Annotated in this window: 10 protein-coding genes and 1 pseudogene; 5 read left to right on the top strand and 6 right to left on the bottom strand. The window is 42.7% G+C overall.

Going from position 1 to position 14975, the window contains the following annotated elements; genetic code table 11:
- Positions 1-177 precede the first annotated feature (177 nt).
- Complete coding sequence (locus tag CYLST_RS02615; RefSeq protein ID WP_015206149.1) at positions 178-1398, top strand: response regulator; 1221 nt, start codon at positions 178-180, stop codon at positions 1396-1398.
- Between the two features lie 81 nt (positions 1399-1479).
- Here CYLST_RS02615 and CYLST_RS02620 read toward each other — a convergent pair whose 3' ends face one another.
- The 3 genes and pseudogenes from CYLST_RS02620 to CYLST_RS02625 form a co-directional block, all read right to left on the bottom strand.
- Positions 1480-2253 carry a class II glutamine amidotransferase gene (locus CYLST_RS02620; RefSeq protein WP_015206150.1) on the bottom strand — a complete coding sequence of 258 codons (774 nt, stop codon included), beginning with the start codon at positions 2251-2253 and terminating at the stop codon, positions 1480-1482.
- Positions 2254-2669: 416 nt separating this feature from the next.
- Positions 2670-2798, bottom strand: a pseudogene (locus tag CYLST_RS33040) (class II aldolase/adducin family protein); the annotation flags it as partial.
- The gene (locus tag CYLST_RS02625) at positions 2795-3424 is read right to left on the bottom strand and encodes an HAD-IB family phosphatase (protein ID WP_041233390.1); all 630 of its coding nucleotides are present in this window, start codon (positions 3422-3424) and stop codon (positions 2795-2797) included. The pseudogene CYLST_RS33040 and the gene CYLST_RS02625, both read right to left, overlap by 4 nt.
- A gap of 497 nt (positions 3425-3921) precedes the next feature.
- Between CYLST_RS02625 and CYLST_RS02630 the strand changes: the two genes are divergently transcribed.
- Complete coding sequence (locus CYLST_RS02630; RefSeq protein WP_015206152.1) at positions 3922-5706, top strand: ShlB/FhaC/HecB family hemolysin secretion/activation protein; 1785 nt, start codon at positions 3922-3924, stop codon at positions 5704-5706.
- A gap of 7 nt (positions 5707-5713) precedes the next feature.
- Here the strand turns inward: CYLST_RS02630 and CYLST_RS02635 are convergent, their stop codons facing one another.
- Positions 5714-6616, bottom strand: a complete 903-nt coding sequence (locus CYLST_RS02635) for a YihY/virulence factor BrkB family protein (protein WP_015206153.1) — start codon at positions 6614-6616, stop codon at positions 5714-5716.
- A gap of 503 nt (positions 6617-7119) precedes the next feature.
- On the opposite strand from CYLST_RS02635, the gene CYLST_RS02640 reads away from it, so the two are divergent.
- On the top strand, positions 7120-7611 hold the full coding sequence (locus CYLST_RS02640; protein ID WP_015206154.1) for a hypothetical protein: 492 nt from the start codon (positions 7120-7122) through the stop codon (positions 7609-7611).
- Positions 7612-7636: 25 nt separating this feature from the next.
- On the opposite strand, the gene thrC is transcribed toward CYLST_RS02640, so the two are convergent.
- Positions 7637-8728 carry a threonine synthase gene (gene thrC, locus CYLST_RS02645; RefSeq protein WP_015206155.1) on the bottom strand — a complete coding sequence of 364 codons (1092 nt, stop codon included), beginning with the start codon at positions 8726-8728 and terminating at the stop codon, positions 7637-7639.
- A 685-nt stretch (positions 8729-9413) separates the two neighbouring features.
- On the opposite strand from thrC, the gene CYLST_RS02650 reads away from it, so the two are divergent.
- Positions 9414-9611 (top strand): hypothetical protein, encoded by a 198-nt coding sequence (locus CYLST_RS02650; RefSeq protein WP_015206156.1) that lies wholly within the window; start codon positions 9414-9416, stop codon positions 9609-9611.
- Positions 9612-9673: 62 nt separating this feature from the next.
- Here CYLST_RS02650 and CYLST_RS02655 read toward each other — a convergent pair whose 3' ends face one another.
- A complete protein-coding gene (locus CYLST_RS02655; RefSeq protein ID WP_015206157.1) occupies positions 9674-12034 on the bottom strand; it encodes a hypothetical protein in 2361 nt (786 codons plus the stop codon).
- A 202-nt stretch (positions 12035-12236) separates the two neighbouring features.
- Here CYLST_RS02655 and CYLST_RS02660 point away from each other — a divergent pair, with 202 nt between their 5' ends.
- Positions 12237-14003: an iron uptake porin gene (locus CYLST_RS02660; protein WP_015206158.1), complete on the top strand. Its 1767-nt coding sequence runs from the start codon at positions 12237-12239 to the stop codon at positions 14001-14003.
- The last annotated feature ends 972 nt before the right edge of the window (positions 14004-14975 follow it).

The following is a 14975-nucleotide window of genomic DNA, read 5'->3' on the forward strand; positions in this document are numbered from 1 at the left end:
CTTCCTCTTAGGATGGAATGAACATATTCCTCAAGCTAAATATCAGTAAAATAAATAACAGTATTTATACGGTATTTACTTTTTTTAATAAAACTTAAGATATTGTATCTTAGATGTGTTTTCATTCTGCAAGCCCAAATATCCCAATAGCTTACTTAGTGATAAAAGGTCGAGAATATGACTGAGCAAATACTTATAGAATCGGATAAACTATTTAGTGAATTCAAAAAGTGTTCACAACAGCAATATAATGGTGAATTAAATATCAAAAATTCCCAGGGAAATAAATGGACTTTCTACTATCAACTGGGACAGATAGTTTGGGCAACAGGAGGGACTCATCCTAATCGGCGTTGGCGTAGAAATTTAGCTCAAAATTGTCCTCAAATTGATATTGATCAGGTACAGTTAACCGCCGAAAATATATTAATAGATCACTGGGATTATCAACTCCTGGCAAAATTATATAAAAAACAGCAAATTCAACGGGAACAGATTAAGGCTATTGTGGAAAATACAATAGCTGAACTTTTATTTGATCTAGCTCAACAGGCAAATTCTACCTCTTTGAGTTGCGATGGGCTATGCCCCGCTGTTCGCGAACACCAACAAGAAGTAAGGTTAGAAGCACCAATCAGTTCCGTGTGTGTAAGTGTGGCTCTCAAGCAAATGCAAGACTCCTGGCATAAATGGTCAGAATCTGGGTTAGCAAGTATTTCTCCTGACTTAGCAGTAGTCCTGCGGAAACCAGAGCAACTCCAGCGGCAGGTAAGCCCGGCTGTCTACAAAAACTTTGAGAAGTTCATTAACGGTAAACATAGCCTCAGAGATTTAGCTGTGAAAATGAAGCAGAGTGTATTGCCTGTCACTCGTTCATTGCTGCCCTATAACCACAAAGGAATCACGGAATTTGTAGAAGTATCCGACTTGCCTTTACCAGTCACTAAACTCAAAAACAACTATCAACATACACAACTAAGGACAAGGAATGCTCCACTAATAGCTTGTGTGGATGATAGCCCCCAAGTTTGTAAAATGCTAGAGAGGATTATTGGCTCAAAGGGGCTAAGGTTTATCAATATTCAAGATCCTGTGCAAGCTCTACCAATACTCATTCAGAGTAAGCCAGACTTGATTTTTTTGGATTTAATGATGCCAGTCGTCAACGGATACGAACTCTGCGCTCAGTTACGACGGAGTTCTGTTTTTGTCAATACACCGCTGGTTATTTTAACAGGCAGTGATGGCCTTTTTGATCGAGTTCGGTCTAAGGTATATGGTGCTACGGACTTTATCACCAAACCAGTAGAAACCGATAAGGTAATGGGGATAGTGAATAAGTATTTACAGACTGACTCAACAGTCAATCACACATATAATCTGGCACTTTCTTATTAAGAAACTTGTCAGCATCAACAAAAATACATTTGTTCTCACCCAGGTAAAGTAGAGTTTTTCTTGTGTACCTACAAACCTGTTTTACCCAAATTTCAGGGGCCAACCATCTTGAAATACTAGTAGTTCTCCTGGTTGGATTGGCGTCCAAACTTCGTTATCCGTGAGGGGGGTGGTAGCGATCACGGCGACGCGATCGCTTTGTGAAGTCAATTCCCGAAAATCTACAGTCATATCTTGGTCAATCAAGTGAGCAGCAGCAAAGGGGGCTTGACGCACAATGTAGCTGAGTTTGGTTGAGCAATGGGCAAAAAAGTGTTCCCCATCCGACAGCAAGTAGTTAAAGACGCCTATTGATGCCAGATTTTCTGTGACTTTAAGTAGCACCGGGTATAGTTCCTCTAGAGGAGGCTTACCTTCAGGAAAGCGTTGTCTTAAGGTTTCTAGCATCAAGCAAAATGCTTTCTCACTATCGGTGTTACCCACGGCTCGAAAAAAGCCCTTGTTTTCTGGATGAAAATTTGGCAAGTTTCCGTTGTGAGCAAATACCCAATAATGTCCCCACAGTTCTCTACGGAAAGGATGACAGTTTTGTAGGGTAATTTCTCCTTGGGTAGCTTTGCGGATATGAGCAATCACATGGGTAGAGTGGATGGGATAGCTCCGCACTAACTCGGCCACGGGAGAAGCTATGGAGGGTTTGGCATCTATAAAAATCCGACACCCTTTACCTTCAAAGAAAGCAATACCCCAACCATCGCGATGATCATCGGTTTTTCCTCCCCGTGCAGAAAACCCTTCAAAGGAAAAGCAAATATCCGTGGGTACATTGCAATTCATTCCCAGCAGTTGGCACATCGATGTTGCATCTCTGAATTTTAAATTAATGCCTGAAAATCAGGATACTTCAGAATGCCACATCTATTTTGGTGCGTAAGTGTAGCCCGTCACAGGCATCGCTGCAATCTTCAAAATTTAGCTGAAACAAAAAGAAGCCTCTCACCTACCCGTTCGCGTAGCGTCTCGCAGAGAAGGGAGGTGATGAGATGAATTTTTGGGTGATGAGGAATTGACCTCTAACCAATTCAATCCGCAGGATTGAGAAGGCAGGGGGTCGATGAGGAATCACCATTTTCTTTTTTTAAGGGAGTTTATAAAATCTTCAATAATCCGAGTCATCGTGGCATCTTTTTGTTGAACAGAATATAAGCGTAGCTTATTGACTCTGCGTTCCGATGTTCTTAAATTTAACGTTTTGTTTTTCCTAAATCTCAGTACAATGACGTTACGGGTAAACGAACTGAGAGATTTCCCGCAGTTCCCACCATCCAACCTTGGTGATAAAAGTGACGGGCAGTAGTGATTAATTCTAAACGGCGATCGCTTAAACTTTGGTGAGTCATCTCCACGATTTCGCTAAATGATCGCGTACTTCCTCAAAATTATTCCAGAGAATGTAGGGTTTTTGATGTTCATCTAGATGCTTGGCCAAGCGATCGCGTGCAAAGACAATAGAAGCATGAATTGCCATATTTAAGTCGGTGATCGAGTCACCAATCGCGATCGTCTGTTCAGCAGCATATTCTGCCATTACCTGCACCTTGGCAATTAGTTCTGTATCACCCTCATAATCAGACAGCACTTTTAAATGCGTTCCACTGGTATCTACATCGGCTGCATGGATAGCATGAACCCGCTGCATTAGCTGACCCAAGACCACTTCCACCATCCCCCGCAAACCCCCAGAAACAATCACCAAGGGTACTTTTTGAGAATCTAGAAAATCTAGCAGTTCTACAAATCCAGGACGGATTGGTTGGGGTTGAGTAAAATCCAAAATTTCGGGATAGCGTGAAGAGGGGATTGATTCCAGAATTTTTCTGACACCCTCTCGTAGTGTCATCTGTCGCGTATACATTTGGGGAAGTAATTGTGCAGACAGTTCCGGGGCAAACTTTTTCAAAACTGCCACAAAGCTTTCTTCAACTGTGATTGTGCCATCAAAGTCGCAAAAAACAATCCGCTTCACATCCGATATAGATATCATATTAGGTCACAGCCTGACGAGTGCGAATCTGCTATATAAATCCTAGACAAGTCTAGACATTTACTTCTTACTTCAACGGGAGCCCCATCTAATAGTAGGTAATTTTATTGATTTACCACCTACAGTAACTAAATTGGAGGCGATTGCCTTTGTGTAGTTGAGTCACGCGGCGTTGTCCTTCTGAGTCCATTCGGGCATAAGCTTTTTGGGCAGTGGCGATCGCATCCTCATCAGGGTATGGTGGGGGTGCTTCAGTAGTCCTGAGTATATCTAGCAGGTAAATTAATAATTTGGGCTTTTTTTGAGTAATAGCATCGGAATTAAGGTCAAATAAGATTTATATTGGCTATAAAATATACCACTAGATGATGCACTAGAAGCTCAGGGGTGGTTAATCGCTGCCAATGACTAAGTCATCTTCATCTCTGAAGCATTAGCCTTATTACTCCATAGTTCCTAGCAAAACTCCCCCAAGTGTAATGATTAACAAATCCCCTAAGAAGCTGGCATTGTCCTGGATGCAGCTGAGTATATTTGTATTGTTTAGCAGTATTACTTCTAGACCTCTGAAAGCGCAGACTATAGAGACTGGACAACTAGCAAACGACAATGCTGTGCTTTCTCAACAACTCCCACCATCGCAGGATGTACAACCATCCTCACCTCCTTCATTTCCTACACCCCAATTACTTCCGCCACCAGCAGAATTACTTCCATCCTCTGAGCCAACTGCCGCACCTAATGAAAATTTTCCTGCTAATACGACCGCAACTATCATTGTTGAACGTTTTGAAGTTGTTGGCAGTACAGTCTTTAGTCCTGAAGAGTTGGCTGAAGCAACTAAAGACTTGATCAAAAAACCAATCTCTGTGGCTGAAGTATTTCAGGCTCGTTCTAAAATCACCGAGCTATATATTAAGCGTGGTTACATTACTTCTGGTGCTTATCTTCCACCTCAAACCATCCAGTCTGGTGTGGTGAAAATTCAAGTGGTCGAAGGTAAATTAGAAGATATCCAGGTAGGTTATCTGAAAGATAGTACTCGGCGACTCAACCCCAATTATGTACGCAGTCGCCTAGCGATCGCCACCACGGCACCTCTAAATCGGGAGCGGCTGCTAGAAGCGCTGCAATTACTGCAACTCAATCCTTTGATTCAAAATGTGTCTGCTGAACTCTCAGCTGGGTCGCGTCCCGGTGCGAGTGTGCTACAAGTCAAGATCAGGGAAGCAAAAACTTTCAATACCCAAGTAGTTTTGGATAATGGGCGATCGCCTAGCGTTGGTAGTTTGCGACGCCGATTAAATGTGTCTGAAGCCAACTTACTGGGATTGGGAGATGGTTTGAGTGTAGGGTACACCAATACTGATGGTAGCAACGCCTTTGAAGCAAATTACACAATACCAGTTAATCCACATAACGGGACGCTGACTTTTAACTTTGGCACTGCATCCAGCAATGTGATTGAAAGCCCTTTTGACGACTTAGATATTCAATCAAGTTCTAATTACTACGAGCTGACATTTCGCCAGCCTCTATTTCAAACTCCCAAGCAAGAATTTGCCCTTGGTTTGACGGCTTCGAGAACTGAAACTGAAGCTACTTATATCAAAGGAGAACGACTGCCTTTTCCTTCTCTGGGAGCGGATAACGAAGGACGCACAAAGTTATCTGTGTTGCGATTTTTTCAAGAATGGACTGCTCGCAACAGCCGTGAAGTGCTCGCCTTGCGATCGCAATTTAACTTAGGCACTGGTGCGTTTAATGCGACCTATCATGAAGATGCTCCTGATGGACGCTTTTTTGCTTGGCGGGGACAAGGGCAGTGGGCACGCTTGTTGGCTCCTGAAACCTTGCTGTTACTACGTGCAAATACACAATTAACATCCAGAACACTTGTGCCTATAGAGCAGTTTGGCTTAGGTGGTCAGGAGAATGTTCGCGGCTACCGTCAAGATTATTTGTTGTCAGATAATGGCGCATTTGCTTCTGCTGAAGTGCAAGTGCCGATTTTCCGCTTACCGAAAAAGGAAGGTATATTACACGTGCTCCCCTTTGCTGATTTTGGCATCGCCTGGAATACTGGTAGAGATGATCCTGACCCTAGTACTCTAGCTGCTGTTGGTCTGGGTTTGCGCTGGACACAAGGCGATCGCTTTACAGCTCGTCTTGACTGGGGAATTCCTTTATTACCTGTGGAATCCCAGAACAACACATGGCAAGAAAATGGGCTACATTTTTCTTTACAATACAATCCTTTATAAACTATTTTTAATTTTTAATTCCCCCAACGCGAGTTGACGCCTGGGAGTGGATATCTTCACCGACAGTCACATTTAATTGATCGCCTACAAGGAGAACAAAGGCACTCATCCACAGCCACAGCATTAAAACTATCACAGTCCCCACGGCACCATAGACTTTGTTATAGTTGCCGAAATTTGAGACGTACAGCCGAAATAGAGCCGAAAGAATCGCCCAGAAAATAGCTGCTAAAACGGCTCCTGGCATCATCGGCCTACCTGGGTTCCAGACGCTGGGTCCATAGCGATAGATGAAGCCAAAGGCAGCAGCCACCATACCTAAAGCTAAAGGCCAAAGCAACAGCTGCCAAAGATGCAATAAAAAGACCAAAGAAGCATTTTTCTGCACCACCATTCCTAATAGTAGGTCGCTGATAAATACTAAGAAAGAAGCCAGCATTAGCAGCAAGATGGTACCAATTGTTAATCCGAGGGAGATGAGTTTTGCTTTCCAAAATGGGCGCGTATGTTGGGGGGAAATTTGATGAATTTGATCAAATGCAGTCATCGCCGTACTGATAGCCCCTGAAGCTGTCCAAATGGCAAGTACAAAACTGAGAGAAAACAAACCACTATTTTTGGAATTAGTAATTTCTGTGGTTGCAAAATCACTAATCAGACGCAGAACTTCTTCTGGAGCGATTTGACTCAGTTGCACTGCCATTTTTCTAAAGGTGTCTTGCAAGGATTCTGCCAATAAGCCAATAGCTGTGAGCAGGGCAAGAATTGCTGGAAACAGCGACAATATGGCATTAAAGGCAATTTCTGAGGCCAGCCCCAAAAGTCGTCTTTCCATTGTCTTGGTAAAAGTTTTTTTGAGGGTGCGCCAATTGAGGTGGCGAAAGAAGCTGATAAAGCGGCGGTGAGCCATGATTTTAGTTATAGCTGATTAGTTACCTTAACTGTGCCAGATATTACGTGGCATTTGCATCTATTAATAGAAAAATGGGAAGTGTAGAAAAAAATTATAAACAATCTTCTGAAGATATTTACAATGTACAAGATTAAGTAAATTTATCTGAGATCATGGCAGTTTGGGAGTAAGAACGCTGGAGTTTCAGGAAACTTTTGTTAATTTTTTTGAAAAATCCTTTCAACCAATAGTAGACATGATTCTCAAGATAGAACTTCCAGGAGAGAATCATAAATTTAATGAAAAAGAACTTCCAAGGCGTCATTTTCCACAAATGATTATTTGTAAACTTATACTAAGTATATGAGCTAACCCCATACACTGGGTTACAAGCGAGAGGAAAGGGCTAAAATTTTTACCTAAGCCAAGATTTGATAGCTGAAAAAGCTTTTTGATTGAGGAGCGCCACTTTCGGTTAGACTGTGTTATTTAATACCTATTTACTACAATTAACCAAAATAATGACGGACAATATTGATAAATCTACACATTTAACACAACAGTGGCTAGCGGAAATTAACGCTCTTAAACAGCAGATGGTGCAGCTTCAGGGTGAGCGTGATCAGGCTTGGGAAAGTTCGCAAAAATGGCGTAAACTCTTTAACACAGAAGCAGAGCAACGGCGCACAGATGCCCAAATGTCCCAACAGGCGATCGCATCTCTGAAAGCAGAACTACATAAATTCCAGGGGATTGACGCCAAAACACTCCCCGACGCCGCAACAGCGATCGCCATTCAACAAGAAATAGCGCAAATAAAATCTGTCGAGGAATTGAAAACTAAATTCATCGCCCTTGTGAAAGAACGCGATCGCCTGTTGCAAGCGTTGAAACTTGAACAAGACAACCACGCCCAAACCCGTAAAAGCCTCACCACCGCCTTGGGTGATGCCATCGACAGCTTGGCACGAGAGCGGGGTGCTGCTTTCAAAGAAACAAAGGAAACTCCTTAATTTTGAATGAAAGAATTTTGAATTGTTAAAATCCCATTGCCTCAGCTACTGCTTTGAGTTCTGCGGGGATACCCTGTTTAAATTGACTATGACTATGTTTAATCGCTGTATCCGGGTCTTTGAGACCATTGCCGGTGAGAATACAAACCACTGTTGCACCAGTCGGAACTTGGTCTTTAACCTGCAATAGCCCTGCGACAGAAGCAGCACTGGCAGGTTCACAAAAAATCCCTTCTGATGATGCCAAAAGTCGATAAGCATCGAGAATTTCTTCATCAGTCACAGCCTTGAAGCTTCCTTGACTAGCTGATTGAGCGGCGATCGCTTTTTCCCAGCTAGCCGGATTGCCAATGCGAATCGCTGTAGCTAAAGTTTCTGGATGGGCCACTGGCTGACCATGTACTAACGGGGCTGCACCGGCTGCTTGGAAACCCATCATCCGGGGTAAGCGATCGCACTTTCCTGCTTGATGATATTGACAAAAACCCATCCAATATGCTGTGATATTACCCGCATTACCTACGGGGATGCACAGCCAATCTGGGGCGTCACCCAAAGCATCCACAATTTCAAATGCTCCGGTTTTCTGCCCTTCTAAGCGGTAGGGATTCACCGAATTGACCAAAGTGATCGGATAACTTTCGGCCATTTCGCGGACAATTTCCAGCGCTTGGTCAAAATTTCCTTTAATAGCCAGCACCTCTGCCCCATAAAGTAGAGCCTGGGCTAATTTACCCAGGGCCACATAACCATCGGGAATCAGCACAAAGGCATTCATACCTCCACGCCTAGCATAAGCAGCGGCAGCGGCAGAGGTATTGCCCGTACTGGCACAAATTACCGCCTTCGCGCCTGCTTCCTTAGCCTTAGAAATTGCCATTGTCATTCCCCGGTCTTTAAAGCTTCCAGTGGGGTTAAGACCGTCATATTTGACAAACACCCTTACTTGTCGGCCAATGCGTTCTGCGATCGCCGGCGCCGGTATCAGGGGAGTATTACCCTCCAATAGAGTGACAACAGGGGTGTGTTCACTGACAGGCAAATATTCACGATAGGCTTCTATCAGACCGGGCCAGGGTTGGCGATAAGATTTTGCAGTAGACAGGCTCAAAGTCACGGGATTTAAAACTTTTTAACTAGGGATTGGATATTTGAGATGGGGGAGTGCGGATTAAGAAACAAAAGAAAGAGAATTTTTCTTTGCTTCCAGATTCCAGTACCTTAATTCCCCAAAAATATGATTTTTTGTGGTGCAGAAGCCCCACTTGCCAATTTTATTTTATATAGGATATCAATTTATCATAACCGTCAGAAGAACCCCCGATTGAACAAATTCGCCAAAAAATGAAAGCTTACAGGTGTAGGTTTTCATCAAAAGATGAGTGAGGGATCTAAGAAAGAAAGCAGGGATAGGATTTATCTCCCTTGTTCTTCTTGTCCCCTGGATGGTGTTGTTGTAACCAATTTACACCCGTGAGGAAGAACCAAGGGGGGTCAAAAAATAAATGTATTTTATGTAGTTTTTTGCATAAGTCGTTAATAATAGGGCGATAAGTAATACAAGCGCAATTATTCGCCTATCATCCAAGTGTAGCTAAGTATCATCGAGTGGAAGGAAACTTTTCACACGGGGGAAATGTTTTCTATGTAACACAGGTATCATGATCACAGTCACTGATCACTAAACCAGAAAACCATTAGAGTATGTGATCAAAACTATACAATAATGTAATAAAGTTTATAATTACATTATTATAATATCTCTAATGGTGTGAGTTGAGTTGTGAATTTAATAATTAGCTATGACTACGTCTACTTGTTCATCTAGAGTTGCCGATTACTCCACCCAGAGCAACTGTGCCAGCAAATTAACCAAGGCTTATTATCAAGACGATCAACAAACCAAATTTATGCATTTGCAAGCCGAGGTAGAGTCTCTGCTTGAGCAGTTGCAAAACCTGAAGTGCCAACGGCTAGACGCTACTAGCCAAGAGGAATAATTCAGTTTTTTGGACAACATTTGTCTATGCTGCTCTAGTCTGAATTTTAGTCAATAAAGCTATTATTCAAAGCGCTGATTAGTCTCTGACCAGCGCTTGAGACTATAGCTATCAGGGTTTTCTACTAACAAAGCAAGGGATTGCCCATCTCCAAGGTTGGCGATCGCTATTAATTTTTGAGGGGAATTTATCCGAAAATCAGTATAAATTACCTTACCACTATCCGACACAATCAGGGTACGGGGATGGGCTTGATTTTTAACTACTGCCAATTTTCCAGATACTTGCTGATTCAAAGACGCTATGGCTGCCTGAGAAATAGTCAGAACTACTTCAGGCGAGCCATTATTAGTTAAATCAATTACCTGCACAGGCCAATCACCCAATTTTTCCTGCATCTGCTGGAAGGTAGGAATAGCACCAGGCAGAAAATCACCGGATTGCTGTAAAGAACGCCACACCGTCGGTAGCATTGCCTTTACCCTTTGGGGATTCTGTTGATACAGTTCTTGGAAAGTGATGGGAGATGGTTGCACCCATTCCAGTGCGGCATCCGTCAAAGCTAGAGGCTTAGATTGGAGAGCATTGTTTTGAATCTGGGTAATTAATTCTCCAGCAGCTAAGAGGCGCAAAACCCCACCTCGCAATTGCACCGCTTTAATAGTGGCGGTGGTTATTTGCTGTTCTCCATTTGGTAGCCAGACAACTATTTTAATTGCTGAGTCAGAACTAAGCCCCAAACTTTCCCAGAGAAATCTGCCTGGGGAATTTTTAGGTAAACGCAAATTCCCAAAAGGTGCATTTAACCAACTTTGACCGTTATGAAATGCACTCACCTGCACCTGATACCAAACTTGGTTATCTGTGAGTTTCAATTCGGCTGTGGGTTCTGGTTTTAGCCACTCGCCTTGATTAACTTGCATAATTTTTCGCACCGAACCGACAATTTGGCTAGGATGCGGAGAGGGAAATTGCGACTTTGTCACCTCACCATTGAGCTTTGCTAACAAACCTTGGATGTAGGCCAGAGTTTTCGGGGTGATTTTTGGCTGGGACTGCAACCAGGAATTAGCAGATGATTCTCCCTGGCGAATTGCGATCATTAGGGACACCCAAGCTTGCACCTCTGGTTTATTGGGGTTTACCTGCAACGCCGCTGCTGCGCGATTCCACAACCTTTCTCTATGGGTTTTGAGCAAGCTACCAATTTCTTGGACATTATTCGGCGAAGCCTCAAACACCTGTAAAGCTTTTGTCCAGCGACCATCCATCAAGTCTGCCAGAACCTGTTGACTAGGACTGGCCCAATTTTTATCAGCTTGGGTTTTAGTCAGTTGGGAGTGCAAGCGAATCAAATCCATTTGCGCTTGTGCCGCCGCTGGTAGAGCACCTTGGCGCTGTTTCTGAATAAATTTTAACCACTCAAAAGCTGGTGTCCACAGACCACTACGAGCAAGTAATAGAGCATTTTTGTAGGCAGAATCATCTAAGGCTGGTGGTTTGAGGGTAATTTCCTCCAGTTGAATCGGTTTGAGGAATAACTTGACAGGTTCGACTTGGTAAACTTGCAAGTGCGGTTCTAAACCTACTGTTTGATCTAAGACTAACTCTTTTACACCACCACCAGTCACCTGCTGCCATTTGGGCGGTTGCCCACTAAGACTTGACCAAGATAACATTTGGTATAGGTTGGTGCGTTCAGGATTGTAATAGACAATATAACCATAGGCGATCGCATTAGCTCCTTGTTGACGCTGCCCCCGCAAAGAAAACCAAGCCCCTGATGATGGTGTCTGGTCTTCAAAGCGTTTCACGTCTGTTAAAGGTAAAGAAACTTTAGCATCCTGGGTTTCTGATGCAGCCTTGAGCCAGGGGGAGTCTACGAAGGATTCTTCAGCCTCAGTTATCGGTAGTTGAGTTGCTAGATAGTAGTAAGTTTCTGGCTGTGATTGGAATTCCAAGTCGTCTGAACGCTGATAAACCCTTAATTCCACAATTTCTTGGCAATCAGACTGACAATTGGCACGCTGTTGAAAAACAGGCAGTAAAAACGAGTTTTGTGCCGCTTCATCTAAAAACAGAGTTTCCCCAGCTATTTGTTTTTGTGTACTCAGTCCGACTTGAATTTCTTTGAGGGTTTTGGGGCGTTCGCGGTTACCAAGAGGGATTTGTGCCCATGCTGGTAAAATTTTATTCAGCCAGCCTAGCTGATCTGGATTGAAAATATAGAGAATACTAATCCAGGTAAAAGCCATAATTAAACCGCCACTGGCCAACAAAAACACCAGCGCTAGAGTTGTCGACAGCCAACCTCCCCGTGGCGACTTTTTTTGAGGTTTATCGGCAACACGTTTAGTTGCGCTTTTATGCGGCGGATTGAGTTTATTAGCTCTTGGCTTCAGCTTACGCCAGCGGTTTGCCATATTAGTTCTCAGTCATTCCAGAGGATATTTTCAGGCAAGATGTTTTTCTTTTATACTTGCGCTTTTAAAACTTGCCCATAACTATTAAGTCTAACTTTGCACAAAAAAGTCTAATTTTATCCAAAATCCACACATTTCCTCTTGTAAGTGCCAGAGGATTAAGAATACACTCTTGAGTCAAGTATGAATAGGGTGTAAAAAATTGAAAGTTAAACTGAGTGACCGCAGCGATCGCAAAGCCTGGATACTCGCATGGCTAATAGTTGGGGCAGTGAACGGAGTTACACAAAAAGCGATCGCCCAAGAGTATAAAGATACAGAACTTCTTCAGGCACAAGAGAGTGCAGGGACAGACGAGAGTATAAATTTAAATTTTCCCCTGAACCCTATCTCCCCTGAGGATCAGTCTTCAGAACCCACAGACGATCCGATGGCACAAGTTACATCGGTGTCTCAACTCAAGGACGTACAAGCTACAGATTGGGCATTTCAAGCATTACAGTCTTTAGTAGAACGCTATGGCTGCATAGCGGGTTATCCAGATAGCACCTATCGCGGAAATCGCGCCTTAACTCGATATGAATTTGCCGCAGGTGTCAATGCTTGCTTAGATAGAGTCAATGAATTAATCGCTACAGCCAGCAGTGATTTAAGCAGCCGCGAAGATCTAGCAACTTTACAAAAATTACAAACTGAATTTGCCCCCGAATTAGCCACTTTGCGGGGTCGAGTCGATAAGTTAGAAGCCCGCACCGCCGAAATTGCTGCCAACCAATTCTCACCCACAACAAAACTTTATGGAACAGTTGTAGTTGACGTTCAAGGGCGGACTAGTAATCGTGGTGATGTTAATCCTAGAGATGGAGTAAAAGATACTGATGACATTGGCACTAATGCTAACGTCATCAGCTACACACGGCTGGATTTAGTTAGTCAATTCTCCCCCGGCACTTTCTTATGGACAAGTATTACCAATGTTAAGGGTGCGACATCCCCTAGATTTACTAGTGTTGACGCTTTTAATAATTTTAATGGTGATGTTGTACTTGGCAATGAATACCTTGCTCCTGAACCGCTGATCAGTGACTTGTTTTTTAACTGGCAGGCTACTGATAATTTAGTCCTCAGAGTAGGAGCAGCCGGCATGGATCTGGTAACTAATTTTCGCCGTCTCAACCGAACACTAGGCCCTGATCTCGGTGCATTATCTCGATTTGGACAAAGAAACCCGCTTTTATTTACGGGGTTTGGTCGCGCTGGTGTCGCTCTTGATTGGCAATTTGCCAAAAATGCCAGTTTGCAGGCAGTTTATTCTAGCAATAACCCAGGCAATCCCGGTAATGAAAGCGGTTTATTTGACGGTAACACTACCACCGGTGTGCAATTGCAGGTAGCACCAACTAAATCTCTTGATTTCTCTTTGTATTACGTTAACAATTACGGCTCAAATGGTTGTATGTTCACTTTTGTGGGCGATGACTGCTTAACTGGCTCCAAAGACCCCGAAGGCAATTTACAAACTGGACAACCCCTACAAACAAATGCTGTTGGTGCTTCTGTAAATTGGCAAATTACACGCGGTATTAATTTGGGCGGTTGGGGTGGTTATACTAATTCTCAGATTCCGGGGCTTTCAGGAACTGTAGAGACGACAAATTACATGGTATATCTGAATTTCCCTGATTTATTTGCCAAGGGAAACTTCGGCGGAATTTATGTCGGACAACCTCCTAAGATCATTAGTAGCGACCTACCTGTCGGAAACAATGTCCCTGGACTGATAAATGGTAATGGTGGACTAGCTGGGGGACAACCAGGAACAACGACTCACATTGAAGCATTTTATCGTTTCCGGCTCACAGATAACATCCACATCACACCTGGGATAATTCATATCATAGACCCTGGTCATACACCGGACAGTGACCCAGTGACTATCGGCATCCTGCGGAGTACTTTTCTGTTTTAACTTTGCTCTTAGCTATATCTTTAATATATAAGCGTTGACATCACATCAAAACTGTGTTTGTCTCTAGAGCAATCAATAGTCCTCGCTCTATTTAGTCAAGCAATTCTCCGCTAGACGAGATAGATATAGAAAAAGGTTTGGTAGTGAGCCAAACCTTGATATAAATCCAGTGCATAACAACATCCCAAACCAATTTACTCATTCTTTTTTTAATAGAGCATCTTCCTATGGGATGTGTGCAAATCTCCTGAAATCTGATATGAAATTAACCTGCTGACAGAAAATAAGGAAAGGCGAAGTGAAGAGGGATAAAATTTCCCTTTTTCCCTTCGCCTTTACCTGCTACCTAACAAGAGTGGCAATAGGACTTTTGCAAGAGATGTTTATAAACTCTAGTTCATCATGCCGGATAAAAAATCTTTACTGCCTTCAGCATAGTTGCCTATTTTTAAGATAGATATAGTACCCACTATCCCCAAATCTTAAAAGGAAAGGACGGGAGTTGATCCCGTCCTAATAGCTTGAAAGTGGCAATACACCTTGGACTCTGAAAAAATATCACAAATAAAATTCAATAGGTTGTAGGAATGACAAATCAAGTCAACAACAAGAGCGGTATTTTAACCCGTGCTAAATGTTTTACTTATCATCAATCCTTGCAATTTTAATCAATATATCATAGATAGTTTGTCATGTTTTGCCAAAATGCCAAATGCTGAGGAGCAAAAAAGACAGGTTCATATCCGTCTTCGGTATAATAAGTAAAAACATCTTGGTAATTTCTGCAATAAATCAAGCTACTGTGGTAGCTAGTTGCAAAAATGCCAAACTACCACATATTAAATAAATATCTTTATTTGACGAAAACTTAATAAACTAAAGGTATATAAAATAACAATTTATAAAATTAATTGATACTATAACAACCTCGTTAGCAAATTAAAACATAAAGATACAATCTCATCGCCGATT

This window comes from Cylindrospermum stagnale PCC 7417, from assembly GCF_000317535.1.
Lineage (GTDB): Bacteria > Cyanobacteriota > Cyanobacteriia > Cyanobacteriales > Nostocaceae > Cylindrospermum > Cylindrospermum stagnale.

What these genes read in the sequence shown, in the direction of transcription:
- CYLST_RS02640 (WP_015206154.1), top strand. Translation starts at nt 7,120, where the DNA reads ATGACGGACAATATTGATAAATCTACACATTTAACACAACAGTGGCTA.
- CYLST_RS02620 (WP_015206150.1), bottom strand. Translation starts at nt 2,253, where the DNA reads ATGTGCCAACTGCTGGGAATGAATTGCAATGTACCCACGGATATTTGC.
- CYLST_RS02650 (WP_015206156.1), top strand. Translation starts at nt 9,414, where the DNA reads ATGACTACGTCTACTTGTTCATCTAGAGTTGCCGATTACTCCACCCAG.
- CYLST_RS02615 (WP_015206149.1), top strand. Translation starts at nt 178, where the DNA reads ATGACTGAGCAAATACTTATAGAATCGGATAAACTATTTAGTGAATTC.
- CYLST_RS02655 (WP_015206157.1), bottom strand. Translation starts at nt 12,034, where the DNA reads ATGGCAAACCGCTGGCGTAAGCTGAAGCCAAGAGCTAATAAACTCAAT.
- CYLST_RS02635 (WP_015206153.1), bottom strand. Translation starts at nt 6,616, where the DNA reads ATGGCTCACCGCCGCTTTATCAGCTTCTTTCGCCACCTCAATTGGCGC.
- CYLST_RS02630 (WP_015206152.1), top strand. Translation starts at nt 3,922, where the DNA reads ATGATTAACAAATCCCCTAAGAAGCTGGCATTGTCCTGGATGCAGCTG.